A 25220-nucleotide genomic window follows, 5' to 3' on the forward strand; every position below is an offset into this window, starting at 1 on the left:
CTGTTCCCGCCGAGACACCGCAGGCACTGGCGGCGCGCGTGCCTCGCCGCCCTCCTCACCACGGCCATCGCCGCCCCCCTCTCCGCCGCGACCACCCACCCCGGGATCCCGGCCCCCCGCCCCTCCGCGCTGCCCCCGCTCACGGCGACCACGCTCCAGAAGACGTACGAGGCCAACCGAGCCGACGCCTCCGCGGCGGCCGCCATGGCGGCGGCGCACGGTGACACCGACCGCGCCGCCGCCGACCGCACTCTGGCCTCCCGCAACCTCCTGGCCTTCGACGGCCGGGGCACGGGCCGGGCCACCGAGGTCCTCGGCGACCTCCCCCGCGCCGACCACGTCGCGGTCCTGGTCCCCGGCTCGGACACCTCCCTGGACACCTACGCCCGCTTCCACAAGGCCGCCGCGGCGCTGTACACGGACCTCACCCACCGCGCCTCCCACGGCACCCGCGTCGCCGTCGTCGCCTGGCTCGGCTACGCGACCCCGGCCACGGTCAGCACCACCGTCACCACGACCACCCGAGCCGACGAAGCCGCCCCCCACCTGCGCACGTTCGTACACGACCTGCGCGCCGCGACCGGGCCGCACGCCCGCCTCTCCCTGCTCTGCCACTCCTACGGCTCGGTCGTCTGCGGCCGGGCCGCCCCAGGTCTGGACGCCGACGACATCGCCCTGGTCGGCAGCCCCGGCACCGGAGCGGGCTCCGCCGCCGCCCTGCACACCCGCGCGCGTGTCTGGGCGGCCCGGGGCGGCGACGACTGGATCGCACACGTCCCGCACACCAGCGCCCACCTGTTCGGCACCACCATCGGCTTCGGCACCGACCCGGTCTCCCGCGCCTTCGGCGCCCGGGTCTTCGACGCCGGCGACGTCCAGCACAGCGGCTACTTCACCCCGGGCTCGGCCTCCCTCGCCAACCTGGCCCGGATCACCCTCGGCGAGACCTCGGAGGTGACCCGTGCCTGAGCCAGCCGTACTCCACCCCGTCGACGACCCCGTCCACCCCTCTCGGCGCCACCTCCTTCACCCCCCGCACGTCCCGCACCCCCTCCGCGCTCTTCGCCGCGGCGCCCACCAGGTCGACTCCGCCACCCCGGCCGACCGGGACCGTGCGGTCGACGCCCTGCGGGCCTTCGCGATCCTCGGCGTCGTCCTGGGCCACTGGCTGGTGACCGCGCTGGTGGCGAGGGACGGCGGCCTGCACACCACCAGCCCGCTCCAGCACATGCCGTGGCTGGCCCCGGTCTCCTGGCTGTTCCAGACCCTGGCCGTGTTCTTCCTGGTCGGCGGTCATGTGGCCACGCGCAGCCTCGCCTCGGCCCAGGCGCGGGGCGAGAGTTACGGCGCCTGGCTGCGCGCCCGACTGGCCCGCCTGCTGCGCCCGGTGGCCGCGCTGCTGTGCCTGTGGGCGGTGGCCGCCACGGCCCTCCTCCTCACCGGCACCCCGCCGGCCACGATCGAGGCCCTGGTCAAACTGGCCCTGTCGCCGCTGTGGTTCCTGCTGGTCTTCGCCGCCCTGACGGCCGCCACCCCGCTCCTCACCCGCCTCAACCCCCTCTGGCCGCTGGCCGTCGTGCTGCACGTCGACCTGCTCCGCTTCGGCCTGCACCTCGGCCCCTCCTGGCTCGCCTGGCTGAACCTGCCGGCGGGCTGGCTCGTGCCGTACACGCTGGGCGCCGCCTGGACCCGGGGCGAGCTGGACACCCGCCGCGCGGCCTGGGTCCTGTTCCTCGGCGGTACGACGGCCACCGCGTTGCTCGTCGGCCTCGCCGGCTACCCGGCGTCGATGGTCGGCGTCCCCGGCGCGAGGATCTCCAACCTCGACCCGCCGACGCTCGCGGCCGTCTCCTTCGGCCTCGCCCAGTGCGGCCTGGCCCTGCTCCTGCGCGACCGGCTGCGCCGCGCGATGACGCGCCCGCTGCTCTGGGCGGCGACGGCCCTCGTCAACCTCTCGGCGATGACGATCTACCTGTGGCACCAGACGGCCATGATGACCACGACCGCGACGGGTCTCACCGCGGGCCGCCTGCCCGGTCTGCACACCGCACCGGACTCGCCGGACTGGGTGATGTACCGCCTCGCCTGGCTCCCCGTCTTCGCTCTGGTCCTGGCCCTGTGCTGGACGGCCTTCCGGCACCACGAACACGGCCCGCGCCGCCCCCGCAACCGCACGTCGCACGTGGTCCGCCGCCACCTGCCCCCAGCAAAGACTCCACGCAATGCCTAATGTTGACCTCGTGAAACCCGCGGCCGCCGACGACGAGAACGACCGACCGCGCCGCCCCGCACCCGAACCCACCACGGCCGAACCCACGACGCCCACCCCCAGCCGGCGCCGCCGCCTGCGCGCCTGGCTGGGCGAGAACCCCTCCCCCCACTCACCCCCCTTCGCCCGGCACCGCTGGCTCCGCCTGCTCGTCTACCTGTTCGTCGCCTACGCCGCGCTGGGGATCGGCCTGGGCGGCGGGGAACAGCTGTCGGACGAGTACCGGCTGACCGCCGTCGGCTGGCTCCTCGGCCTCGTCCAGGGAGCCGCCGTCGTCCTGGCGATCTGGCGTCCCGCCCCCGCCTGGGCCGCGTCCCTGGCCGCCGCTTTCCTCACCGCCCTTCTCGCCCGCCCGCATCTCGCGACGGACGCGTCCGCCGACGTCGGCTGGCCCTGGCCGGCGCCCGTCATGCTGGCCCAGATGGTCGTGCTGGCCCTCCTCGCCCTGCGCACCCGCCTGCGCGGCACGCTCGCCGCGTTCGGCACCACCCTCGTGGTGACGTGGGTGGCGGAGGCCCCGATCGGGGCCCAGAGATATTCCCCGACCGGAGTCGTGGCCGTTGCCCTCTTCGCCGTCGCGGTCCTGATCGGCACCGCCCTGCGCAGCCGCAGCGAGGCCCGGGCGGAGCTGGCCCAGCAGACGACGATCACCGCCGAGGAGCGGGCCCGCCGCGCGCTGCTGGAGGAGCGCAGCCGTATCGCGCGCGAGCTGCACGACGTGGTCGCCCACCACATGTCGGTGATCTCGATCCAGGCCCAGGTCGCCCCCCACCTGGTGGAGAACCCCTCCGAGGAGCTGAAGGAGAACCTGGCGGGCATCCGCAACAACGCCCTGGAGGCGCTGACGGAGCTGCGCCGTGTGCTCGGTGTCCTGCGCTCGGCGGGCCCGGACGACCCGGAGGCCCTGGACGACACCTACCGGCTGTCCGCCCCCGGCACCGGCCCGGCCCCCGACGCCCCGCAGCCGAACCTCGCCCGGCTGGACGCGCTGATCGAGAACACCCGGGCGGCCGGTCTGGAGGTCGTCATGAAGACGGAGGGCGAGCCGCGAGGCTATCCGCCCGGCGTGGAGCTGTCGGCGTACCGGATCGTCCAGGAGGCCCTGAGCAACGTCCTGCGGCACGCCCCGGGCGCCTCGGTCACCGTGGAGGTCCTCCACTACCCGCACGGGATATGCCTGGACGTCATCAACTCCCGCCCCACCCGCCCGGCCCCGCCGTCCCCCGGCAGCGGTCACGGTCTGCTCGGGATGCGGGAGCGGGCGGCGATGCTGGGCGGACACGTCGTCGCGACGGGCGACCGGTACGGCGGCTTCCGCGTGACGGCGTTCCTGCCGCGCGAGGGCACCCCGGAGCCGACGACCCCGGCCCGCCCCTCAGCGTCCGGCCCCGACCCCGACCCCGATCCCGACCCGCACAGCCCCGAGCCCCCGACAGGAGAACAGTCCCCATGACGAGCGGTGCCGGCACCATCCGTGTACTCATCGCCGACGACCAGGAGATGGTCCGGCAGGGTTTCACCGTGCTGCTCAACACCCAGCCCGACATCGAGGTGATCGGGCAGGCGGTGGACGGGCTGGACGCGATCGCCCGGACTGCCGAACTGGCCCCGGACGTCGTGCTGATGGACATCCGGATGCCCGAGCTGGGCGGCCTGGAGGCGACCCAGCGGATCACCGTCGAGCACCCCGCCGTCAAGGTGCTGGTGCTGACCACGTTCGACCTGGACGAGTACGTGTACGAGGCGCTGCGGGCCGGCGCCTCCGGCTTTCTGCTCAAGGACGCCTCGGCGGACAAGCTGGCCGAGGCGGTGCGGGTGGTGGCCGCGGGCGACGCCCTGCTCGCGCCCGGCATCACCCGGCGGCTCATCGCGGAGTTCTCCCGCATGGACGGCAGGAACCGGGTCCCGCTCAAGCAGCGCATCGGCGATCTGACGGAACGGGAGACGGAGGTGCTGGCGCTGATCGCACAGGGTCTGTCGAACGCGGAGATCGCCGAGCGGCTGGTCGTGGCCGAGCAGACCGTGAAGACACACGTCGGCCGGATCCTGGTGAAGCTGGGCCTGCGCGACCGCACGCAGGCGGCGGTCTTCGCCTTCGAGTCGGGCCTGGTCCGCCCGGGAGGGGCGACCCGTAGTACCTGAGAGGGACCTCGCAGGACCCCTCTCCAAGGGGACGACCGCGACCATGACCTCGGCCTACCGTTCTGTACGTGACCGAGACGACGCACACGCAGACGACGCCGGGCCGGGCCGGCCGGCAGCACAGCCCCGAGAGGCAGCTGGCCGCGAACGCCCTGCGCGGTCTGCGGCAGGATCTGTTCCAGGACGCCTTCCGATACGACCCGCTGCCCCGGCTGGGCGAGGCCGGCCCGCTCACCCGGCGCCTGCCGGGCCGGATGCGGGAGTACGGCGCCTGGTCCCGGCACCTGCTGGTGGCCTTCGGCGGTGCGGTGGCCCTGTTCGTCGCCATGACGGACGAGGAAGCGCCGTTGCTGGCCCTGCTGTGCGGGCTCTGCGCGCTGGTGCCGGTGCTGCTGACCCTGGTCCGTCCGGTGGGGGCGTTCTGGGTGTCCCTCGCGGGCACCGTCGTCACGTCCGTGATCGCCCGGGGGTCGGGCAGCTGGCCGTGGGCGCCCGCCAGTTTCCTCTCCCACCTGCTGGTGCTGACCGTCGTCGCGCTGCGCACCCGCCCGCGCACGGCGGCCTGGATGTGGACGCTGACCGCGGTGTTCGGCTTCTTCTGCGACACGAGCTTCGGCGAGGACGGCTTCGGCTCGGACACCGCCCCGATGCTGTTCCTGTCGGCGCTGATCCTGCTGATCGTCACGGTCCGGCACATACGTAAGGAGGCCGAGCAGGAGATGACCGCGCAGCAGACGGTGACGGCGCACGAGCGCTCACGCCGCACGCTGCTGGAGGAGCGCACGACGATCGCCCGCGAGCTGCACGACGTGGTCGCCCACCACATGTCGGTGGTCGCGATCCAGGCGGAGGCGGCGCCGTACCGGGTGGAGAATCCGCCGCCCGAGCTGGAGAAGGCGTTCGTCACCATCCGGGAGAACGCGGTCGCGGCCCTGACTGAGCTGCGCCGGGTCCTGGGCGTCGTCCGCGCGGAGGACTACGAGGCGCCGGAAGCCCCGCAGCCCACGCTCGCGGATCTGGACGGGCTGCTGGCCAATGTGCGGGAGGCCGGTCTGACGGTGGACAAGGCGGTGACGGGCGCGGCCCGCGAACTCCCGCAGGGCGTGGAGCTGTCGGCGTACCGCATCGTGCAGGAGGCCCTGAGCAACACGCTGCGGCACGCCCCGGGAGCGGAGGCCCGGGTGGAAATAGGCTACGTTCTCGGTGGCCTGGGCCTGCGCATCGTCAACGCCCCGCCGCCCGCACCCCACCTGATCAATCCCGCCCGCCACCCGGCCACCACCCCTGAACGAGGGCTTCGCCCGCCCCCTTCGATCGGTGCCGGGCACGGGGTGACGGGGATGCGGGAGCGGGTCTCGATGCTGAACGGCGAGATGACGGCGGGCCCGACGGACGACGGGGGCTACGAGGTGACGGTGTTCCTGCCGGTGCCGTCCGCCGCGAGCGAAGGGGACGCATGACCATCCGCGTACTGATCGCGGACGACCAGATGATGGTCCGCGAGGGCTTCTCGGTCCTGCTGAACGCGATGCCGGACATCGAGGTCGTCGGCGAGGTCGTCAACGGGAGGGAGGCGGTGGACCGGGTCCGCGAACTGGCCCCGGACGTCGTCCTGATGGACATCCGGATGCCGGAGCTGAACGGCATCGAGGCGACCCGGGAGATCGTCGCGGCGGACGCGGCGGCGAAGGTGCTGGTCCTGACGACGTTCGACCTCGACGAGTACGTGTACCAGGCCCTGCGCGCGGGTGCCTCGGGCTTCCTCCTCAAGGACGCCTCGGCCCGGCAACTGGCGGACGGCGTCCGGGTGGTGGCCGCGGGCGAGTCCCTGCTCGCCCCCTCGGTCACCAGACGCCTGATCACGGAGTTCTCCCGCCTCTCGGAGCCCCCGCGCCTGATCCCGGCGGCCCAGGCGACCTACGGCGAGCTGACCGAACGCGAGACGGAGGTCCTGGTCCTGATCGCCCAGGGCCTGTCGAACGCCGAGATCGCCGAGCGGCTGGTCGTGGCGGAGTCGACGATCAAGACCCATGTGAGCCGCATCCTGGTGAAACTGGGTCTGAGGGACCGCACCCAGGCAGCGGTGTTCGCGTACGAGGCACGTTTGGTCACACCGGCCTGACGCGGTGCCGGACGGGTCGCGAACAGGTCTGCGAGCACCGTGGGCGACGAGCGAGGAGTGCAGAGGAGCACAGATGGACGTCGGGATCCGCCCGCACGCCGGCGCCGGGCCGTTCCGGCTCGGCATGTCAGTCGGGGAAGCGCGCGCTGCGGTGGAGGAGTGGGGCGCTTTCCGGACCGTCTCCAGTGACGAGGACCCGGGGCAGGCAGATCTGGCTCGTGCACGACCAGTTCCAGCTGAGCGTCGTGCTCGGGTTCACCAAGGGCACGCTGGGCGGTGTGGAGCTGTACCGGTTCCGGAACGAGGACGCCGATGTGGCGGTCCTGCTCGACGGGCTGGACGTCTTCCGCACCCCGAGCACGGACCTCTGCGACCGGCTCGCGCAACGGGGCCACACCATCGAGGAGAACGACCTCGGCTTCGACGCCCTTTCGGAGCTGAACGTGATCCTTGCGAACCAGAGCAGCCAGGAGCACCCGGTGGATGAGGACGGGGACCCGCTGTACTACGACTGTGTCCTGGTCGCGGAGCGGATTTGAGAGATCCGGCCGATCCGAACGAACCAAGCGATCCGGCCGATCCGGCGGGACACAGGAGGCAGGATGGATCTGACACTCGACCCGCCGCGCGGAGTCGCCCCGCTGCGGCTGGGTATGACGCTCGACGAGGCCGTCGCGGCGGGGTTCGGCTGGGGTGAGCCCAGGGTGGTCCGGCGGCGGAGTTCGGCGCGTGTCTCCTGGTCCGTGGACGGGGTGGGGGTGCAGGCCCTCCTGGAGGGCGGTCCCGCGGTCACGGCGGTCGAGCTGTGGTGGCCCGGCGAGGGCCGGACGTCCCGGACGCGGGTCCTGCTGGACGGGGACGACGTGTTCGGCACCCCCGCCGAGGAGCTCTTCCGGCGTGCCGCCGCGCGGGGCCGGCCGGTCGACACGTCGGCGCGCGAGTACCCGGTGATCCCCGGTGTGTCGCTGGGTTTCACCCGGCAGACCTCCCAGGAGGTGCCCCGGGACGCCGACGGTCTGCCGCTGTACGTCACGTCGGTCCTCGTGGGCGGGAGGGACTACTACGACGCCCAGGACGGGGCGCGGGGCTGACCGTCCCGGATCGTCCCGCCGGACCCCCTGGTCACGGGCCCGCCCGGCGGGTTAGCGTCCGCGCATGGCTGGCGCTAGTGATGTGACCTTCGATCCCTGGGACCCGGCGTTCCTCACCGACCCGTACCCGGCCTATGCCGAGTTGCGGGCGCGGGGCCGGGTGATCCGGTACGAGGCGACCGACCAGTGGCTGGTCCCGCGCCACGCGGACGTCTCGGCGCTGCTCAGGGACCGGCGGCTCGGGCGGACGTACCAGCACCGGTTCTCGCACGAGGACTTCGGGCGCGGCGCGCCCCCGCCCGAGCAGGAGCCGTTCCACACGCTCAACGATCACGGCATGCTCGATCTGGAGCCGCCGGACCACACGCGGATCCGGCGCCTGGTGTCGAAGGCGTTCACACCGAGGACGGTCGAGCGGCTGGCACCGTATGTGCACCGGCTCGCGGACGAGTTGGTGGCCGGGCTGGTCCGGGAGGGCGGCGGGGATCTGCTCGCGGAGGTGGCCGAGCCGCTGCCCGTCGCCGTCATCGCCGAGATGCTGGGCATTCCGGAGGCGGACCGGGCGTCGCTGCGGCCCTGGTCGGCGGACATCTGCGGGATGTACGAGCTGAACCCGTCGCAGGAGACCGCGGCCCGGGCCGTCCGGGCGTCCGTGGAGTTCTCGGAGTACCTGCGCGAGCTGATCGCGGCGCGCCGCAAGGAGCCGGGGGAGGACCTGATCTCCGGGCTGATCGCCGCTCACGACGAGGGCGACCGGCTGACCGAGCAGGAGATGATCTCCACGGCCGTGCTGCTGCTCAACGCGGGGCACGAGGCCACGGTCAACGCGACGGTCAACGGCTGGTTCGCGCTGTTCCGGAACCCCGGCCAGCTCGCCGCGCTCCGCGGCGACCACTCCCTGATCCCGTCCGCGATCGAGGAACTGCTGCGCTACGACACCCCGCTCCAGCTCTTCGAGCGCTGGGTGCTGGACGACATCGAGATCGGCGGTACGACGATCCCGAGGGGTGCGGAGATCGCGATGCTCTTCGGCTCCGCCAACCATGACCCGGCGGTCTTCACCGACCCCGGCCGCCTGGACCTGACCCGTGCGGACAACCCGCACATCTCCTTCAGCGCGGGCATCCACTACTGCATCGGCGCGCCCCTGGCCCGGATCGAGCTGGGTGCTTCGATGCGGGCCCTGCTGGAGCGGGCTCCCGCCCTGGCCCTGGCGGCGGAACCGGAGCGCAGGCCCAACTTCGTCATGCGGGGGCTCAAGGAGCTGTCCGTGGTGGTCGGTTGAGACCGACGCCTCAGCCGGCCAGGTCGCGGCGGCGCAGGCCCGCCAGGCCGCCCGCCACCAGCAGGGCCGCCAGGGCCAGCAGGGCGCCCACGGGAGTCCAGTCCAGGTGTCCGCCGGGGAGCTTCGGCAGGTGGCCGAAGGGGGAGAGGTCCAGGACGGCGCGGGGGACGTTCAGCGCCGGGCCGATCCAGCCGATCAGCAGGGCCGCGCCCGCCACGCCCCAGGCGGCCGTCGCGCCCCGTGGCAGGACGCCGTGGAGCAGCACGGCGAGGCCACCGATCACCCAGACGGCGGCGACCTGGAGCAGGCACGCGCCCAGCACCGGGCCGATCTGCCTGCCGTAGCCGACGGCGAAGCCCAGGCCGGCGAGCAGCATGATCAGGGCCGAGCCGCCGAAGGCGATCAGCAGGTGGCCGGCGGCCCAGCGCAGCCGGCCCACCGCGCCGGCCAGGACCGGTTCGGCGCGGCCGGAGTTCTCCTCGCCGTTCAGCCGCAGCACGGAGGAGACGACGTAGAGCGCGGCGACCAGGCCGAGCATGCCGACCATTGCGGCGAGGAAGGCGTCCGTCAGCCCCGACCGGCCGCCCATGCGCTGGAAGATCTCCCGGGCCTGCGCGTTGTCGCCGACGAGCTTCGCCGCGCCGTCCGTCAGCCCGCCGTAGACGACTCCGGCGAGGAAGAAGCCGGTCGACCAGCCGAGCACGCTGCCGCGCTGCAGCCGCCAGGCCAGGGCGCCGGCCGTGCCGAGCCGGCCCGTCGCCGGTCCGGGCCGGGTCGGCAGGAAGCTCATGCCGATGTCCCGGCGGCCCGCCAACGCGTAGGCCACCAGTGCCTGCAGGGCCGTCGCCGCCACGAACAGCAGCAGCACCCACCAGCGTTCGGCCGCGAAGGCGCGCAGGTTCTCCAGCCAGCCCAGCGGGGACAGCCAGGTGAGGACGGACGAGCCGGCGGAGGAGGCCGCGTCGCCCGCCGCGCGCAGCACGAAGGCCGCGCCGAGCACGGCCGCCGTCAGCCCGCGGGCCAGCCGGGCGCTCTCGGTCAGCTGGGCGGCGATCGCCGCCGCCGTGGCGAAGACCATGCCCGCGCCCGCCACCCCGAGCCCGAGGGCCAGGGCGCCGGCCGTGCCCTGCCCGGCGAGTCCGGCCACGATCAGGACGCACAGGGCCGTGTTCGCGACGGCGGCCGCCAGCAGGGCCGCCGTCAGGGGAGCCCGGCGCCCGACCATGCCGGCGGAGATCAGTTCCTGCCGCCCGCTCTCCTCCTCGTCCCGGGTGTGCCGGAGGACGACGAGGAGGCTCATGACGGCGGCGAGCGCGCCCGCGTAGACCCCGACGCGCCAGGCGGTCAGCGCGCCGAGCGAGTCGTCGAAGACCGGGCCGGTCATGGCGCGCAGCGAGGCGTTGCCGGCCATCTGGTGCCGGAGGTCGGCGCGTTGGGCGGCGGTGGCGTAGAGGGTCTTGAGGGTGTTCGGCATGGAGAGGACCATCAGGGCGTTCACCGCGACCCAGACCGGCAGCAGGACGCGGTCGCGGCGCAGCGCGAACCTCAACAGGGTGCCGGTACCGGCCAGTTGGCGGATCATGCCGGCGCCCCCTCGGTCTGCGCCGGTTCCTGCGCGTAGTGCCGCAGGAACAGCTCCTCCAGCGTCGGCGGGGTCGAGGTCAGCGAGCGCACCCCCGTGGCGCTCAACGAGCGCAGTACGGCGTCGAGGTGGTCGGTGTCGACCTGGAGCCGCACCCGGCGGCCCTGGACGTCGAGGTCGTGCACGCCCGGCAGGTGGGCCAGGCCGTTGGGCGGGCCCGCGAGTTCGGCGCTGACGCTGGTGCGGGTGAGGTGGCGCAGGTCGGCGAGCGAGCCGCTCTCCACCGTGCGCCCCTTGCGGATGATGCTGACCCGGTCGCACAGCTCCTCCACCTCGCTGAGGATGTGCGAGGAGAGGAGGACCGTGCGGCCCTTGTCGCGTTCCTCCTCCACGCAGGCCTGGAAGACCTCCTCCATCAGCGGGTCCAGGCCCGAGGTCGGCTCGTCCAGGATCAGCAGGTCGACGTCGGAGGCGAAGGCGGCGACCAGGGCGACCTTCTGCCGGTTGCCCTTGGAGTAGGTGCGGCCCTTCTTGGTGGGGTCCAGCTCGAAGCGCCGGATCAGCTCCGCCCTGCGCCGCTGGTCGAGTCCTCCGCGCAGCCGGCCGTAGAGGTCGATGACCTCGCCGCCCGAGAGGTTGCGCCACAGGGTGACGTCGCCGGGGACGTACGCGATGCGGCGGTGCACCTCGACCGCGTCCCGCCAGGGGTCGCGGCCCAGCACCTGGGCGGCGCCCGCGTCGGCGCGCAGCAGTCCGAGCAGGACGCGGATGGCGGTCGACTTGCCGGCGCCGTTGGGGCCGAGGAAGCCGTGCACCTCACCGGCCTCGACGTCCAGGTCGAGGCCGTCCAGCGCGTGGGTGCGGCCGAAGGACTTGTGGAGTCCGGAGACCGTGATTGCCTTGGTCATGCTTCAGAACGTACGCTTCTTTCAGAAATTTGTGAAGTTAAGGAAGCGCATGAACGCCGGATAGGGTGAGAGACATGACGGAGCCAGGGAGCGGGACGGAGACGGAGAGCGCGCGGGACCCCGAGGCGGTCTCGCGGTTCGTGGAGCGGTTCGCGGCGCAGCTGGTCGAGGCCGGGATGCAGCGCATGCCCTCCCGCGTCTTCGCGGCCCTGCTCGCCTCCGACACCGGCACCCTGACCTCGGCCGAGCTGAGCGAGCAACTGCAGATCAGCCCCGCCGGCGTCTCCGGTGCCGTGCGCTATCTCGCCCAGGTGCACATGGTGTCGAGGGAGCGGGAGCCCGGCTCGCGCCGGGAGCGCTACCGGGTGCACAGCGACCAGTGGTACGAGGCGCTCACCAGCCGCGAGGCGATCATCAAGCGCTGGGAGGACGCCCTGCGCGAGGGCGTCGCCAGCCTCGGAGCCGACACCCCCTCGGGGCGCCGGCTCGCGCAGACGCTGGCCTTCTTCGAGTTCATCGAGCAGGACGTGGCCCTGATGATGGAGCGCTGGCGGGTGTACCGGGAGGAGAGGTTCGGGGACTGAGCGCCCTCAGCGCTCCTTCGTCTCCTCCAGCACCGTCCGCCCCAGCAGCGCGTACCGCTCGGGCGCCCGCCGCCTGAGGTACTGCGCACATCCCACGCCCGTCGCCGCGACCAGGGCCACCAGCCATGGCGTCGCCTTCAGCACCAGCGAGCCGGACTCGGGCCCGGCTGCCGCGCTCATGTTGGACACGAGGAGCACGACGACGCCGAGCATCGCGATGCCGCCGAGCAGCGGCGCGGTGAAGGTGCGGAACCAGTGGCGGCTCTCGGGGTGGTGGGAGCGGAAGTAGGCCAGCACCGCGAAGGAGCACACGGCCTGCACGACGAGGATCGCCATGGTGCCGAGGATGGCGAGCAGGACGTACGTGCCGGTGTACGGGTCCTTGCCCGCGGCCCAGAACGCGCCGAGCAGCACCGCGGTGACCGCCGTCTGCACCAGCCCGGCGATGTGCGGCGAGCCGTGCCGGGCGTGGGTGCGGCCGATGGTGCGCTTGAGCGACGGCAGGACGCCCTCGCGCCCCAGGGCGTAGAGATAGCGGGCGGCGCAGTTGTGGAAGGCCATGCCGCAGGCCAGCGAGCCGGTGATCATCAGCCACTGCATGACGTCGACCGCCCAGTGCCCGACGTAGCGCTCGGTGGGGTTGAAGAACATCGAGAGCGGGTTGGCGGACGACGCCGCCTTCACGGCCTCGGTCTCGCCGTTGCCGGAGATGGCCATCCAGGAGACGAGGACGTAGAAGACACCGACGCCCAGGACGCTGACCATCGTGGCCTTGGGGATGATCTTCTTCGGGTCGCGGGACTCCTCGCCGTACATCGCGGTCGACTCGAAGCCGACCCAGGACCAGAAGGCGAAGAACAGCCCGAGCCCGGCGGACGTGCCCTTGAAGGCGTTGACCGGGTCGACCGGCGCGAAGGCGAACCCGTGCGGGCCGCCGCCGTGGAGGGCGACCGACACCGCCATGGCGGCCAGTACGGTCACCTCGGTCGCCAGCAGCACCACCAGCAGTTTCTCGGCGACGCTGACCCCGAACCAGGTGCCGGTCGCGTTGATCGCGAGCATCAGCACGGCGAAGGTCCACCAGGGCACGTGTACGCCGGTCTGGTCCTTCAGGGTCGTCGTCGCGAAGGTCGAGAAGATCCCGATGAGCGCGGGCTCGAAGACGACGTACGCGAAGGTCGCGAGCATCCCGGAGGCGAGCCCGACGGTCCGCCCGAGCCCGTACGAGATGAACCCGTAGAAGGCGCCCGTGGACGTGATGTGCTTCGCCATCGAGGTGAAACCGACGGAAAAGATTGCCAGGACGACCATTGCGACGAGATAGCTCGCGGGCGCCCCGATCCCGTTGCCGGACGACACCATGAAGGGCACGTTCCCGGTCATCGCGGTGATCGGCGCGGCGGTCGCCACGGCCATGAAGACGACTCCCAGCAGCCCGACGGCGTTGGGTTTCAGCCGGTGTACCGCATCCGAGCCGTCCGTGTCCGCCGCCGGGGCAACGCCCTCGTCCACTGCCATCGGGTGGCCCCCTCCGTGTCCGGTCCGTGTGTCCTGGGTGTCCTGGTGGGTCCTGATGCAGCAGGATGGTGGACGAGCAGGGGGCACGGGAAGGGGTCGGCCGGGTTAAATATTTGTCACCAGACCTTTAGGGGTGCTCGTTGGAGTCCCTCAGGACGGCAGCACCAGCCCCCAGGCCGCCTCCGCCACCCGCCAGGTACGCCTGCGTACGGGGCCCGAGACGGCTCCGTCGGCCCGGTAGCGGAAGTCCGGGCCCGTGACCGCCACCGTGCGGCCGCAGGCCCGCAGCGGGCTCGCCTCGGCGCCCACCGACAGGGGGCGCAGCTCCACCTCGGCCGTGCCGGCGCCGGCCGCCCCGGGTGTGCCGGGCGCCCCGGGAGTCACCGTCAGGGACTCCAGCGGCTCGTCCAGGTCCACCAGCGTCTCGCCGTCGAGCTGCACGCGCAGCCGGGTGGGGCCGGGCGCGGGGACGGCCGGGAGCCGGGGCGGACGGGCGGGCAGGGTGCGGGCCAGCAGGGTGCGGTACCAGCGGCCGGCGGCCGGCGCCACCGGCGCGGGCGTGGGCGCGGGGACGCGCCGGGCCGGCGGGATCGCCAGCCCGGTCAGGACGACCCCGTCGCTGTCGTCGACCAACAGGTCCAGCCGCCGTTCCGTGCCGTCCAGGACCGTCCGGGCCGCCGCCACCGCGCCGCCGGGCACGCCCAGCGACTGGGTGAGAGACGTTTCTCCGGCCCCGCCGACCGGCACCACCGACAGACCGCATCCGGCCAGTTCGCGCTCCCGATGCAGCAACGTGACCGCCCGTAGCAGAGCGTGGTCGTCGCCGATGACCACCGGCCGGCGCGAACCCCTTCGGCCCAGCGCCCGGGCGAATTCCTCCGGGCCGTCCGGGAGGCACACTTTCGCCGCCGCACCCGCGCTGAGCACGTCTTTCGCGATGCGAACGGACTCGCCGTCCGTCTGCCGTGCCGCCGGATCGATGATCACCAGCAGCTGGTCGGACATCGCGAAAGTCGCCACCTCGGTCCTGCCTCGCTTCCTCGGGTAGCATCTTTGTGCAAGAGCCCCTTGCGCTATTGCGCCAGGGGCTTCGTCTATTCCGGGGCATCCGGTCCGACGGTTGTGCGACCAACGGCGGTCGCTGTGGCACGCGGCGGTGAACCTTACGCCCACGCCCCCGACCTTGGACATGCCCCGCCCGGAAGGGGTGTACGCGCGTGCCCGCACTTGTGCTGCTCGGTGCTCAGTGGGGTGACGAAGGCAAGGGGAAGGCGACCGACCTGCTCGGTGGCTCGGTGGACTATGTAGTGCGCTACCAGGGCGGCAACAACGCCGGCCACACGGTCGTCGTGGGCGACCAGAAGTACGCGCTCCACCTCCTCCCTTCCGGAATCCTCTCCCCCGGCTGTACGCCGGTCATCGGCAACGGTGTCGTCGTCGACCCGTCGGTCCTGCTCTCCGAGCTGAGCGGTCTGAACGAGCGTGGCGTCGACACGTCCAAGCTCCTGATCAGCGGTAACGCGCACATCATCACGCCGTACAACGTGACCGTCGACAAGGTGACGGAACGCTTCCTCGGCAAGCGCAGGATCGGCACCACCGGTCGCGGCATCGGCCCGACCTACGCCGACAAGATCAACCGCGTGGGCATCCGGGTCCAGGACCTGTACGACGAGTCGATCCTGACCCAGAAGGTCGAGGCGGCGCTCGACGTCAAGAACCAGCTCCTGACCAAGCTCTACAACCGGCGCGCGATCGCCGTGGACCAGGTCGTCGAGGAGCTGCTGGGCTACGCCGAGCAGATCAAGCCGTACGTCACCGACACCGTCCTGGTCCTGAACCAGGCGCTGGAGGACGACAAGGTCGTGCTGTTCGAGGGCGGTCAGGGCACCCTCCTCGACATCGACCACGGCACGTACCCCTTCGTCACCTCCTCCAACCCGACCGCCGGCGGTGCCTGCACCGGCGCCGGTGTGGGCCCGACGAAGATCAGCCGGGTCATCGGCATCCTGAAGGCGTACACGACCCGCGTCGGCGCCGGCCCGTTCCCGACCGAGCTGTTCGACGAGGACGGCGAGGCGCTGCGCCGCATCGGCGGCGAGCGGGGCGTCACCACCGGCCGTGACCGCCGCTGCGGCTGGTTCGACGCCGTCATCGCCCGCTACGCGACCCGCGTGAACGGCCTGACCGACTTCTTCCTCACCAAGCTGGACGTGCTGACCGGCTGGGAGGAGATCCCGGTCTGCGTGGCGTACGAGATCGACGGCAAGCGCGTCGAGGAACTGCCCTACTCACAGACGGACTTCCACCACGCGAAGCCGGTCTACGAGACGCTGCCGGGCTGGAGCGAGGACATCACCAAGGCCAAGTCCTTCGCGGACCTGCCGAAGAACGCCCAGAACTACGTCAAGGCGCTGGAGGAGATGTCCGGCGCCCCGATCTCCGCGATCGGCGTGGGCCCGGGCCGGGACGAGACGATCGAGATCAACTCGTTCCTGTGACCCGTTGATCCGGTTCCTTCCCTCAGGGCGGGGAGAATCTGATGTGATGGCCGGTGTGGTGAGCCACACCGGCCATCTGCAACTCGGCGGTTTAGGTCAAGGAGATTTTCCGTGCCTGTCAGGAAGCCGCCCACTGTCAGGCAGCGCCGGCTCGGTATGGAGCTTCGGCGGATGCGTGAGCATGTCGGTCTCTCCCTCACCGAGGCTGCCGGGCTGCACCGTGTGGACAAGACGGCGATCAGCAACGTCGAGTCCGCGCGGTTCGGTGTGAGCGCGGACCGGATCAGAGTGTGGGCTGGCAACTACTCCTGCCCCGATCGGGCCTACGTCGATGCGCTCGCGAACATGGCCAGGGAGCGGGCCGGCTCCAACTGGTGGGATGAATTCAGGGATTCCATCGCCTCCTACATGCTCGACCTGGCCGAGCTGGAGCATCACGCCGTCGGCCTTCGGCATGTACAGATCACGCATCTGCCCGGCCTCCTGCAGCACGAGGACTACGCCCGCGCCGTGTTCTGTGAGGCCGTACCGCCGATGTCGACGGAAGCTCTGGATCTCCAGGTCGGCTTCCGCCTACGACGCCGCGCAGTGCTCGACCGGTCCGATCCGCCAGCCTGTTCCTTCCTCCTCCACGAGGCCGCGCTGCGCATGCTGTTCGGCGACCAAGCCGTCGTACGGCGGCAGTTGGAGCACATGCTGGAGCAGTCGGAGCGAGAAGCGGTGACTCTCCGCGTGGTGCCCTTCTCTGCGGGCGGTTTCCCGAGCGCGGGCAGTTCGACGATGTACGCCAGCGGCCCCGTCCGGCAACTCGACACCGTGCAGATCGACGTGCCGAACGGGATCACATTCCTGGACTCGGAGACGCATCTGACCAACTACCGCGCTGTACTTGACCGCATGGAGCAGCGATCCCTGGAGCCGGGACCTTCTCGCGACTTCATCCACAAGGTGCTGCATGAGCTGTGAGAGCGTGAACGAGATGGACATCCAGTGGCGTAAGTCGTCGTACTCGGAGCAGTCGGGCAACTGCATCGAGGTGGCCGTGGTTGACGGCCAGGTGCTGGTGCGGGAGAGCGACGAGCCCGGCGTCGTCGTCAGGACCACGCGCGCCAAGCTCGCGGCTTTCGTGGCAGGCGCCAAGGCGGGAGAATTCGACGACCTGGTGTGAACCACCGCGAAGGCACCGAGGTTCGTCCCACGGAAGTGCGCATCAACGTTGATGAGGCATCACGGTTGGCGCTAGTCTGGCTGCACGCGGTAGTTGTGTAATTACCGCCTGACGCACAATGCCCCGGCGGTGTCCTACCACCCCGGGGCATGGCCAACGCTTTCCGAAGGAGCGTCCGCATGCCCAAGCCTATCCGGCTTGCCCTGGAACGAACACTTGCCCTGGTTCTGGCCCTCCTGGTTCCCGCCACCGGTCGGCGCCGACGGCGGAACCACCAGGCCCCCGCACCCACAACCGCCTTCCCCCGCACCTTCTCCGGCCTGCGCCTGCTCATCCGCCGCACCACCCCACCCGGCCTGCTCGCCACCCTCCCAGCCAGGGCCCGAGCCCAAGCCCACGCCGAAACCCCGGCCCTGCTCGACGGCCCCGGCCCTCTGATCCGCCCTTACCTCCTCGCCCATGAACGGCGAGAACGGCAGCAGGAGCGCCGGGCCGCTCTCGTCCTCGCGCTCGACGGGATCGACATCGGCCCCTGGGTGATCCACGGCCACCGCATCGGCACGCCGGTCGCTCCTCTGGGAGCGGCGGCCGGATGAGTGCGCCCCGGATGCGGATCAGCCGCGTCCCCAGCAAGCCGGTACGGCGAGGTGAGGACGGAGCCCTGACCATCGACCTCTGGCTCAGCAGGGACGGCGGGTTCGAAACCGACCTCGCGCTGCGCCTCACGCCTGCCGAGGCCGAGGTCCTCCACGCCCAGCTCTGCTACGCGCTCGACGACGAGACCGCCACGCTGATCGTGCCGGAGACGAAGCGGCCCGACTGCCGCAAGCCCGCGGTGGGCAGCCAGGGAGTCCACTGGCCGTAGGGCCGGATGGCCGGACTTCCCGAGTGCGGGCGGCACGCCGAACAGGGGCGGGTCGCCCACACGACCGGGCTGTGTCCGACTGGAAGTGGGTAGCCCGAGCGAGCAGCAGGCGACACAACGATGCGGGCGCGAGGCAGGCAGCGCGCGCCCGTACCCTCGACCAAGGAACCGCCCCGGGAGACCTGCACATGACTACAACACCGCCAGTCACGGGGCGACCGCACGGACGAGGAGCGTCCCGATGTACCCAGGATGAGGAGCGCTGAGAACCTGAGCGTGGGCCATGGTGAAGCCGGCTCGCGTGAGTAGGCGCTCCCACACGGCCGGACGGTAGCTGTAGCGGTAGGTGAACATCGCTTTGCCGGCGAAGCCTCCTTTGTACATGCCCTGAGGCCCGTACGCGCCGGGGATGGCTGGGGGCTGCGAGAAGACGAAGACGCCGCCGGAGTTGAGCCGCTGACGGACAAGAGGGAAGAGGCGGCTCGGGTCGGTGAACCAGGCGGCTCCGAAGATCGAGTAGACGGCGTCGTACGCGTCCTGGTGATCGCTCAGGTACTCCAGGACCTCGGAGCACACGAACTCCGCGCCAGCGCTGGCCCACTTCGTGGTGGTCTTCTTGACCATGACGGGAGACAGATCAACGCCCCTGGCAGCGATGCCGCGCTGAGCGAGGTGGGCGAGGGCGCGGCCGGTGCCGCAGCCGATCTCCAGGACGGAGCGCGGGTCGCCGAGCAGTTCTGGGCCGGGTCCGTGTCCGGCGTACTGGGTCCAGCAGAAGCTCGGCTCCGCGTCGCCTTTGAAGGCGGAGGCGGCATAGGTGTCCCACAGCTCCGTCTCGATGGCGATGTCGTGTTGTGCGGGCAAGGCGATTCCTCTTCGAAAGGGCTGGCCCCTGTCCTCCGGGGGGACCGAGGACAGGGGCCAGGGTAGGACCGTTCAGTGGCTGTCGGGGACCTTGTTGTCGCACGGCGAGCAGTCCGTGCCGTCGATCGCCCACAGCTCCTCGTCGACGCCGAAGCCTATGGACTTCAGGAAGTCGGCCGTGCGCAGGCACAGGCCGTCGCGGCGGCGTTCGATGAACGGGGCGTGGTGCTTGTAGCGGCCCTCGTTGTACGCGTGGCAGAGGGCCCACCACACCGGCGTGTCGAGGATGAGCTGGTGAACGCCGATGTCGACGAGCTTGCCGACACCCAGGTGGACCTCGGGGTGTTCCATGCAGCCGATGGTGTACATGACGGCGTTGCCGAGGATGCGTTCGGCCATGTCGCGGACCATCGTGTGGTCGCGCAGCAGCAGGGCGATCTCACGGTCCCAGAGGGTCATGCCGTTGTCCAGGACATTGAGCGTCAGGTGCGTGATGTGGGGCTGGACGGCGTTGAGGAGATTCTTCGGGTCCCGTGTGCGGGTGCTCGTAGGTCGGTCGAGCGTGACGGTCATGGACTACTCCTTCGGAGACAGGTCGTGCCGTACCGGTTCAAGCCCGCCCCGTCTGCCAGCCTGTCCAGGTCTGGACGTGCGGTGCGAGCTCCTTGCGGATCCCGCCCCAGCGAGAGCTGCTGGGTGATCTGGCTGGAACGGGCGACCCGGGTGGTGCCCTGGCGGTTGTAGGCGTGGCACGGGCAGGTGCAGTGGTGCACGAGCAGGAGTCCGGTGGCGTAGGGCAGAGGAACGTCCTCCGTCTGACGGCACTGTGCGTGCAGGACCTCGTAACCGGGGCGGAGCGCGAGAGCGCACTCCGGGGAGCATGAGGCGGCACGTTGCGTGCCTGAGAGAGCCGGCCGTAGGAACTCCACGGCTGTGAAGGGATCAACATCGTCGCATGCTGTGACCATGGACAGGACGGTAAGGACGGGGAGTTACTAGCCGCGATGCGATGTTCTCGAATGTTCTCTTGGCCTGGCTGAATGTTCTCGTGTGGTCTCACGCGAGGGGGTGCACGCTGTGGTGTGGGCGCGTCAGCGCCGGTGATGCTGATGGCGACAGGGCCCCACTCCATGGGAGACGACCGTGGCACGACGACTGCGCTTCAACGGCACCGACAGCAAGAACGGTGGCTGCCCCGCCGTTCACGAGGATCTCGACTCCAGTGAGATCATCATTCAAGGAACACCGCTCACCGACTCCGAGGACATCGTCCAGCTCCGGCACTTCGGCCCCGGGGATGCCGCAGTGATCGTGCCGCGTGAACTCCTCGTCAATCACGGGCCCAAGGAGGTCACCCGCGTGTCCAAGCTGATCGACCTGGAGGAGTTCGGGCGGCTCTTTGAGACTTTCGAGCACTCGGCTTGGCACCTGGAGACACGGCGGGGCTACGCGTCAGACCGGGAGGATCCTGGGTACGCGGAGTTCCTTGCCACCGGCACGGCCCCGTGCGACCTCGACAGCGAGTGGTGCGCGAACATCCGTCGGCAGACGGCCTGCGGCAAGTACGTGGGACGGGTGCGCGTCGTCGACAACCCACCGACCGAGGGACAGTTGTTCCTGCTCGACTATGCGAAGTGCAACGCGGCCACGGGTGAGGACGTGCGGAACCTGTGGCGCGAGGACGCGGAGCGGCTCCGGCTGCCCGCGGAAGACTTCTGGATCTTCGACAGTCGGCTGGTGGCCGTGCTGCGCTTCGATGACGAGGACGCCTTCCATGACGTCGAGATCACCACGGAGCCTGCCGAGGTCTTGCGGTACTGCCAGGTCCGCGACGCAGCGGTGCACGGGTCCGTCCCGTACGACGAGTTCGCGGCGCTCCTCGGCGCCGACCACTAGCGAGCGGAACCAGTGAGCACAGACTTCCAGCAGGCCAGGGAGGCCCTCGGGCTGCGCTTGAGGGAACTCCGGCTGGCGGCCCCGGGAGGACGGCTCACCGGCACGCAACTAGCTCAGCGACTCGACTGGCCACACTCCAAGATCTACAAGCTGGAGAACGGTCGGCAGACCGCCACCAGCGAGGACCTGCGGGCCTGGGCCGGAGGTGTCGGCCAGCCGGATGTCTTCGGTGAACTGGACGCCCGGCTCAAGGGCTTCGAGTCCCGCATCCGCTCCTGGCGCCGGCAACTGGCCGCCGGGCACCGGCCCGTGCAGGACAGTTGGAACCTTGAGGTCGGGCGGTCCCAGGCCATCTATGCCTGGGAGGAGTCTGTCGTCCCCGGCATGCTGCAGACGGCCGACTACGCACGGCACATCTTCCTGCGGTATGCGGACCTTCAGGGCTCGGTCCACGACACGGATGCTGCCGTCCGCGCCCGCATGCGGCGCCAGGAGTGGTTGTACGAGGCACGCCGGAAGTTCCACGCCCTGGTGTGGGAGGCGGCCCTACACGCTCTGATCTGTCCTCCGTCTGTCCTTGCCGGCCAACTTGATCGGCTCACGGGCGTCATCGGCATGGACACCGTGGAGCTGGGGATCATTCCGCTCGGTGCCTCGCTCAAGATCCCGACAGCCAACGGTTTCTGGATCCTGGACGACAGGCTCGTGATTGCCGAGGACTGGCATGCAGAGCTGTGGCTGGACGACGCCGAGAGCCTGGCTACCTACCTGCGGGTCTGGAACACGCTCCGGGAGTCCGCTGTGTATGGCGTCGACGCGCAGAACCTCATCGGTACAGCACGACGGACGTTGCGCTCACGCTGAAGCGCGCCCTGCGCCACACCTGTGGACACGGCAGTCTCATCAGGCTGTTGTTCAGGTATCCTTCACCGGCTCGTCATGGACATGAAGTTCCTTGACCGGCCCTTGGGTTGTTCGTGGTTCTCAGGGGAAGAGTCCAAGGCAAGCATCTACGCGGGTAGTTGCCGCCGCGTTCCGCCCGTTCCTTCCTCTCTTCCTCGCTCCAGGAGCCCTGAATGCCCGTCAGCCCCATGAACCGCCGGGAGTTCGTGAAGAAGTCGGCCGTCACCGGAGCGGCCGTCGCCGCGGCCGGTACCGTCGCCGCCGCACCCGCGCAGGCGGCCGAGCAGAAGCGCGAACACACGCCGCGCACCTGGTCGTTCTCGATCCTCGGCACCACCGACCTGCACAGCCACGTCTTCGACTGGGACTACTACAAGGACGCGGCCTACAGCGACAAGGCGGGCAACTCCGTGGGTGTCGCGCGGGTCGCCACGCTTATCAAGCAGCAGCGCGAGGCCAAGGGCGAGCACCGCACCCTCCTCGTCGACGCCGGTGACATCATCCAGGGCACCTCGCTCGCCTACTATTTCGCGCGCGTCGACCCGATCACCGGGACCGACGGCAAGAAGGGCCCCCGGCACCCGATGGCCGTGGCCATGAACCACATGCGCTACGACGCCGCCGCCCTCGGCAACCACGAGTTCAACTACGGCATCGAGGTGCTGCGCAAGTTCGAGAGCCAGTGCCGCTTCCCGCTGCTCGGCGCGAACGCGCTGGACGCGAAGACGCTGAAGCCCGCCTTCCACCCGTACACCGTGAAGCGGATCTGCGTCCCCGGCGCCCCCGACATCAAGGTCGGCATCCTCGGGCTCACCAACCCCGGGATCGCCCTGTGGGACAAGGACAACGTCAGCGGGAAGATGGTCTTCCCCGGGCTGGTGGAGCAGGCGAAGAAGTACGTGCCCCGGCTGCGGGCGCTCGGCTGCGACGTGGTCTTCCTGACCGACCACTCGGGCCTGGACGGCTCGTCCTCGTACGGCGACGCGCTGCCGTACGTCGAGAACGCCTCCAACATCGTCGCCGAGCAGGTCCCCGGCATCGACGCGATCCTGGTCGGCCACACCCACGTCGAGGTGCCGTCGTACACCGTCAAGAACGCGGAGACCGGCGAGGAGGTCCTCCTCTCCGAGCCGTACTGCTGGGGCTACCGGCTCAGCGTCTTCGACTTCGAGGTCGAGCTGGAGCACGGCCGCTGGAAGGTCGTCGGCAAGAAGGCCCAGACCCTCAACCCCAACACGGTGGACGAGGACCCGGAGATCAAGAAGCTCCTCCAGGCCGACCACGAGCTGGTCGTGAAGTACGTCAACACGGCGGTCGGCACCTGCACCGAGGACCTCTCGGCGGCCGAGTCCTGCTGGAAGGACGTGCCGATCATGGACTTCATCCAGAAGGTCCAGGCCGACACGGTCAAGGCGGGCCTCTCGACGGCCGACGCCGCCCTCCCGCTGATCTCCGTCGCCGCGCCCTTCAGCCGCACCGCCGACATCCCCAAGGGCAACGTCACCATCAAGGACATCGCCGGGCTCTACATCTACGACAACACCCTGTACGGCAAGAAGCTGACCGGCGCCCAGCTCAAGGACTACCTGGAGTACGCGGCGAAGTACTACCACCAGGTCCCGGCCGGCACGAAGGTCGACACCGCGACGCTGACCAACGCCAACAGCTTCTGGGACTACATGTACGACGTGGCCGCCGGCGTCGACTACGAGATCGACATCGCGCAGCCCGAGGGGTCCCGGATCAAGAACCTCTCCTACGACGGTGCCCCGGTCGCCGCCGACCAGGTCTTCGTCGTGGCCGTCAACAACTACCGGGCGAACGGCGGTTCCGGCTACCCGCACATCGCCTCGGCGCCGATCGCCTACAGCTCGACCAACGAGATCCGGCAGCTGATGATCGACTACGTGACGGCGAAGAAGGCGCTGGACCCGGCTGACTTCGCGAAGGTCAACTGGAAGCTGACGCAGGCGGGGACGCCGGTCTTCTAGACCGCCGGTCGTCCGGACCACCGAGCCCACCCTGCGGTGCGCGGGCGGGTCACTGCTCCTGCGGGCGGTGGCCCGCCTCGCCGTTTCCCGGCGAGGCCGCAGGTCAGCTGAAGACGATCATCGAGCCCTGGGCGAGGGAGCGGGTCGCCGCCGCGTGCAGGCCCAGCCAGACGTGCCGTTCGCGGGCGAAGGGGCTCGGGTCGTAGGGCGCCGGGACCGCCGGTTCCTCCAGCTCCGTGGGGGCCGTGGGGGGCGCCGGGGCGGCCGGGGGGTTGGCCGGGTCGATGCCGAGCGACGGGGCCACGTACTCCAGCTCCCGCAGCAGGCTCTGCGAGCTGCCCAACGGACCGCCGCCCGCGAGGAGTTCCTCGTTGGACAGCGGGTGCGGGAATTCGACGGGGACGTACGCACCCGCGTGGTCGTAGTGCCATACCAGGTGGGACTGCTGGGCCGTGGACTCGAACATCTCCAGCAACTGCTCGTAGTCGCTGCCCAGTTCGCCGACCGGGGTCACCGGCAGGCCGCACGCCTGGAGGAGGTAGGCGCGGCGCAGGAAGTGCAGGGCGTCGTAGTCGAACCCGGCCACCGGGGCGACCTCGCCGTTCAGGCCCGGCATGTACTGGTACACCGGCACCGGCGGCAGGCCGGCCTCCGCCAGTGCCTTGTTGTACTGCGCGAGTTCGTCGGCGAACGGATTGTCCGGGGTGTGGCACAACACATCCACGAGCGGCACCAGCCACAGGTCACAGGCCAAAGAGGGCTCCTCGCACGCATCACTCGCACACAGAAGGTGGTCAGGGAAGGGTACTGCTCGATCACCCGTTGGTCAGGTGCTCCAGCAGGGCGAGGGAGTGGGCGTTGGAGGCGGCGACGATCCGGCGGGCGGTGTCGGCCTCGCGGCGGGCCAGCGCGTCGACAAGCTCGGTGTGCCCGGCCCACAGGCGCCCGCGCAGGTCGGGCAGGCGCAGCAGGTGCTGCACCGCGCAGACCCAGGACTGCACGCGCAGCCGGTGCAGGAAGTCGCCCAGGTACGGGTTGCCGAACAGGGCGCTCAGCTCGCGCCAGAAACGCAGGTCGTAGCCGATGAGGATGGTGAGGTCGCCTGCTGTCGCGGCCCGCGCGGCCTCCTCGCCGCGGCGGCGGACGGTGGTGAGCGCGGCCGTCGTACGGGGGTCGTCCGGCGGGGTGCGGAAGGCGGGGTGGCCGGTGGTGAGGGCCTGGAACATGCCGTCGGTGACCAGGCTGCGGGCCTCGATCATGTTCCGGTAGTCGGTGACGGAGTACTCCGGCACGCGGAAGCCGCGGTGCTGGTCGGCCTCCAGGATGCCCTGCGCGGACAGGTCGACCAGCGCCTCGCGGACGGGGGTGGCGGAGACGCCGTACTGGTCGGCGATCTCCTTGACCGTGAACGCCCGGCCCGGTCGCAGCCGTCCCGCGAGCACCTCGTCACGGAGCGCGTCCGCGATCTGCTGGCGCAGCGTGCTGCGCGTCACAGCGGCGTTGCCGGACATGATCGGGACTCTCCTCACGC

General features: G+C 70.8%; 26 protein-coding genes. 18 read left to right on the plus strand and 8 right to left on the minus strand.

Annotated features, from left to right (window positions below; translation table 11 throughout):
* The 9 genes from BIV25_RS20605 (at position 1) to BIV25_RS20645 (ending at position 8909) form a co-directional block, all read left to right on the plus strand.
* A complete protein-coding gene (locus tag BIV25_RS20605) occupies positions 1–969 on the plus strand; it encodes an alpha/beta hydrolase (RefSeq protein ID WP_071373838.1) in 969 nt (322 codons plus the stop codon).
* Positions 962–2230: an acyltransferase gene (locus tag BIV25_RS20610; RefSeq protein WP_079176768.1), complete on the plus strand. Its 1269-nt coding sequence runs from the start codon at positions 962–964 to the stop codon at positions 2228–2230. Before BIV25_RS20605 ends, BIV25_RS20610 begins: the two co-directional genes overlap by 8 nt.
* Positions 2223–3722: a sensor histidine kinase gene (locus BIV25_RS20615; RefSeq protein WP_079176769.1), complete on the plus strand. Its 1500-nt coding sequence runs from the start codon at positions 2223–2225 to the stop codon at positions 3720–3722. Before BIV25_RS20610 ends, BIV25_RS20615 begins: the two co-directional genes overlap by 8 nt.
* Entirely contained in the window at positions 3719–4411 is a 693-nt protein-coding gene (locus tag BIV25_RS20620; RefSeq protein WP_071373839.1) for a response regulator transcription factor, read from the plus strand. The genes BIV25_RS20615 and BIV25_RS20620 overlap by 4 nt, the downstream gene beginning before the upstream one ends.
* Before the next feature lie 68 nt (positions 4412–4479).
* Positions 4480–5871, plus strand: a complete 1392-nt coding sequence (locus BIV25_RS20625; RefSeq protein WP_071373840.1) for a sensor histidine kinase — start codon at positions 4480–4482, stop codon at positions 5869–5871.
* The gene (locus BIV25_RS20630; protein ID WP_071373841.1) at positions 5868–6533 is read left to right on the plus strand and encodes a response regulator transcription factor; all 666 of its coding nucleotides are present in this window, start codon (positions 5868–5870) and stop codon (positions 6531–6533) included. Before BIV25_RS20625 ends, BIV25_RS20630 begins: the two co-directional genes overlap by 4 nt.
* 185 nt (positions 6534–6718) lie before the next feature.
* A complete protein-coding gene (locus BIV25_RS20635; RefSeq protein ID WP_256255946.1) occupies positions 6719–7072 on the plus strand; it encodes a hypothetical protein in 354 nt (117 codons plus the stop codon).
* 63 nt (positions 7073–7135) lie between these two features.
* Positions 7136–7624, plus strand: coding sequence for a hypothetical protein (locus BIV25_RS20640; protein ID WP_071373842.1), 489 nt, complete (start codon positions 7136–7138; stop codon positions 7622–7624).
* A 64-nt stretch (positions 7625–7688) separates the two neighbouring features.
* Positions 7689–8909, plus strand: coding sequence for a cytochrome P450 (locus BIV25_RS20645; protein ID WP_071373843.1), 1221 nt, complete (start codon positions 7689–7691; stop codon positions 8907–8909).
* A gap of 10 nt (positions 8910–8919) precedes the next feature.
* Here BIV25_RS20645 and BIV25_RS20650 read toward each other — a convergent pair whose 3' ends face one another.
* Together BIV25_RS20650 and BIV25_RS20655 are read right to left on the minus strand one after the other, a co-directional pair.
* On the minus strand, positions 8920–10491 hold the full coding sequence (locus tag BIV25_RS20650; protein ID WP_071373844.1) for an ABC transporter permease: 1572 nt from the start codon (positions 10489–10491) through the stop codon (positions 8920–8922).
* A complete protein-coding gene (locus BIV25_RS20655; protein ID WP_071373845.1) occupies positions 10488–11399 on the minus strand; it encodes an ABC transporter ATP-binding protein in 912 nt (303 codons plus the stop codon). Before BIV25_RS20655 ends, BIV25_RS20650 begins: the two co-directional genes overlap by 4 nt.
* A gap of 74 nt (positions 11400–11473) precedes the next feature.
* Between BIV25_RS20655 and BIV25_RS20660 the strand changes: the two genes are divergently transcribed.
* A complete protein-coding gene (locus BIV25_RS20660) occupies positions 11474–11983 on the plus strand; it encodes a GbsR/MarR family transcriptional regulator (RefSeq protein WP_071373846.1) in 510 nt (169 codons plus the stop codon).
* Positions 11984–11989: 6 nt separating this feature from the next.
* Here BIV25_RS20660 and BIV25_RS20665 read toward each other — a convergent pair whose 3' ends face one another.
* Together BIV25_RS20665 and BIV25_RS20670 are read right to left on the minus strand one after the other, a co-directional pair.
* On the minus strand, positions 11990–13501 hold the full coding sequence (locus tag BIV25_RS20665) for an APC family permease (protein ID WP_071373847.1): 1512 nt from the start codon (positions 13499–13501) through the stop codon (positions 11990–11992).
* Between the two features lie 150 nt (positions 13502–13651).
* A complete protein-coding gene (locus BIV25_RS20670) occupies positions 13652–14506 on the minus strand; it encodes a diacylglycerol kinase (protein ID WP_177235349.1) in 855 nt (284 codons plus the stop codon).
* Positions 14507–14718: 212 nt separating this feature from the next.
* Here BIV25_RS20670 and BIV25_RS20675 point away from each other — a divergent pair, with 212 nt between their 5' ends.
* From BIV25_RS20675 to BIV25_RS20695, 5 genes are all read left to right on the plus strand, one after another.
* Positions 14719–16002 carry an adenylosuccinate synthase gene (locus BIV25_RS20675; protein WP_071373849.1) on the plus strand — a complete coding sequence of 428 codons (1284 nt, stop codon included), beginning with the start codon at positions 14719–14721 and terminating at the stop codon, positions 16000–16002.
* A 111-nt stretch (positions 16003–16113) separates the two neighbouring features.
* Complete coding sequence (locus tag BIV25_RS20680; protein ID WP_071373850.1) at positions 16114–16968, plus strand: Scr1 family TA system antitoxin-like transcriptional regulator; 855 nt, start codon at positions 16114–16116, stop codon at positions 16966–16968.
* Positions 16958–17170, plus strand: a complete 213-nt coding sequence (locus tag BIV25_RS20685; protein ID WP_371273048.1) for a DUF397 domain-containing protein — start codon at positions 16958–16960, stop codon at positions 17168–17170. The genes BIV25_RS20680 and BIV25_RS20685 overlap by 11 nt, the downstream gene beginning before the upstream one ends.
* Positions 17171–17349: 179 nt before the next feature.
* The gene (locus BIV25_RS52945) at positions 17350–17766 is read left to right on the plus strand and encodes a hypothetical protein (protein ID WP_071373851.1); all 417 of its coding nucleotides are present in this window, start codon (positions 17350–17352) and stop codon (positions 17764–17766) included.
* Positions 17763–18035 carry a hypothetical protein gene (locus tag BIV25_RS20695; RefSeq protein ID WP_143076668.1) on the plus strand — a complete coding sequence of 91 codons (273 nt, stop codon included), beginning with the start codon at positions 17763–17765 and terminating at the stop codon, positions 18033–18035. Before BIV25_RS52945 ends, BIV25_RS20695 begins: the two co-directional genes overlap by 4 nt.
* Positions 18036–18242: 207 nt before the next feature.
* Here the strand turns inward: BIV25_RS20695 and BIV25_RS20700 are convergent, their stop codons facing one another.
* The gene (locus BIV25_RS20700; RefSeq protein ID WP_071373853.1) at positions 18243–18899 is read right to left on the minus strand and encodes a bifunctional 2-polyprenyl-6-hydroxyphenol methylase/3-demethylubiquinol 3-O-methyltransferase UbiG; all 657 of its coding nucleotides are present in this window, start codon (positions 18897–18899) and stop codon (positions 18243–18245) included.
* 72 nt (positions 18900–18971) lie between these two features.
* Positions 18972–19472, minus strand: coding sequence for a hypothetical protein (locus BIV25_RS20705; RefSeq protein WP_071373854.1), 501 nt, complete (start codon positions 19470–19472; stop codon positions 18972–18974).
* A 570-nt stretch (positions 19473–20042) separates the two neighbouring features.
* Here BIV25_RS20705 and BIV25_RS20710 point away from each other — a divergent pair.
* The 3 genes from BIV25_RS20710 (at position 20043) to BIV25_RS20720 (ending at position 23689) form a co-directional block, all read left to right on the plus strand.
* Positions 20043–20795, plus strand: coding sequence for a DUF6879 family protein (locus BIV25_RS20710; RefSeq protein ID WP_071373855.1), 753 nt, complete (start codon positions 20043–20045; stop codon positions 20793–20795).
* A 12-nt stretch (positions 20796–20807) separates the two neighbouring features.
* On the plus strand, positions 20808–21659 hold the full coding sequence (locus tag BIV25_RS20715) for a helix-turn-helix transcriptional regulator (RefSeq protein WP_071373856.1): 852 nt from the start codon (positions 20808–20810) through the stop codon (positions 21657–21659).
* Positions 21660–21871: 212 nt separating this feature from the next.
* Positions 21872–23689 carry a bifunctional UDP-sugar hydrolase/5'-nucleotidase gene (locus tag BIV25_RS20720; protein WP_071373857.1) on the plus strand — a complete coding sequence of 606 codons (1818 nt, stop codon included), beginning with the start codon at positions 21872–21874 and terminating at the stop codon, positions 23687–23689.
* Positions 23690–23792: 103 nt separating this feature from the next.
* Here BIV25_RS20720 and BIV25_RS20725 read toward each other — a convergent pair whose 3' ends face one another.
* Entirely contained in the window at positions 23793–24443 is a 651-nt protein-coding gene (locus BIV25_RS20725; protein WP_071373858.1) for a hypothetical protein, read from the minus strand.
* A 61-nt stretch (positions 24444–24504) separates the two neighbouring features.
* Positions 24505–25200, minus strand: coding sequence for a GntR family transcriptional regulator (locus tag BIV25_RS20730; protein ID WP_071373859.1), 696 nt, complete (start codon positions 25198–25200; stop codon positions 24505–24507).
* Positions 25201–25220 lie beyond the last annotated feature (20 nt).

The sequence above is a fragment of the Streptomyces sp. MUSC 14 genome (genome assembly GCF_001866675.1).
GTDB lineage: Bacteria > Actinomycetota > Actinomycetes > Streptomycetales > Streptomycetaceae > Streptomyces.

Coding starts and splice junctions, on each gene's coding strand:
- BIV25_RS20615 (WP_079176769.1), top strand. CDS start 2,223: ATGCCTAATGTTGACCTCGTGAAACCCGCGGCCGCCGACGACGAGAAC.
- BIV25_RS20620 (WP_071373839.1), top strand. CDS start 3,719: ATGACGAGCGGTGCCGGCACCATCCGTGTACTCATCGCCGACGACCAG.
- BIV25_RS20630 (WP_071373841.1), top strand. CDS start 5,868: ATGACCATCCGCGTACTGATCGCGGACGACCAGATGATGGTCCGCGAG.
- BIV25_RS20640 (WP_071373842.1), top strand. CDS start 7,136: ATGGATCTGACACTCGACCCGCCGCGCGGAGTCGCCCCGCTGCGGCTG.
- BIV25_RS20645 (WP_071373843.1), top strand. CDS start 7,689: ATGGCTGGCGCTAGTGATGTGACCTTCGATCCCTGGGACCCGGCGTTC.
- BIV25_RS20650 (WP_071373844.1), bottom strand. CDS start 10,491: ATGATCCGCCAACTGGCCGGTACCGGCACCCTGTTGAGGTTCGCGCTG.
- BIV25_RS20655 (WP_071373845.1), bottom strand. CDS start 11,399: ATGACCAAGGCAATCACGGTCTCCGGACTCCACAAGTCCTTCGGCCGC.
- BIV25_RS20660 (WP_071373846.1), top strand. CDS start 11,474: ATGACGGAGCCAGGGAGCGGGACGGAGACGGAGAGCGCGCGGGACCCC.
- BIV25_RS20665 (WP_071373847.1), bottom strand. CDS start 13,501: ATGGCAGTGGACGAGGGCGTTGCCCCGGCGGCGGACACGGACGGCTCG.
- BIV25_RS20670 (WP_177235349.1), bottom strand. CDS start 14,506: ATGTCCGACCAGCTGCTGGTGATCATCGATCCGGCGGCACGGCAGACG.
- BIV25_RS20685 (WP_371273048.1), top strand. CDS start 16,958: ATGAGCTGTGAGAGCGTGAACGAGATGGACATCCAGTGGCGTAAGTCG.
- BIV25_RS52945 (WP_071373851.1), top strand. CDS start 17,350: ATGCCCAAGCCTATCCGGCTTGCCCTGGAACGAACACTTGCCCTGGTT.
- BIV25_RS20695 (WP_143076668.1), top strand. CDS start 17,763: ATGAGTGCGCCCCGGATGCGGATCAGCCGCGTCCCCAGCAAGCCGGTA.
- BIV25_RS20705 (WP_071373854.1), bottom strand. CDS start 19,472: ATGACCGTCACGCTCGACCGACCTACGAGCACCCGCACACGGGACCCG.
- BIV25_RS20720 (WP_071373857.1), top strand. CDS start 21,872: ATGCCCGTCAGCCCCATGAACCGCCGGGAGTTCGTGAAGAAGTCGGCC.
- BIV25_RS20730 (WP_071373859.1), bottom strand. CDS start 25,200: ATGTCCGGCAACGCCGCTGTGACGCGCAGCACGCTGCGCCAGCAGATC.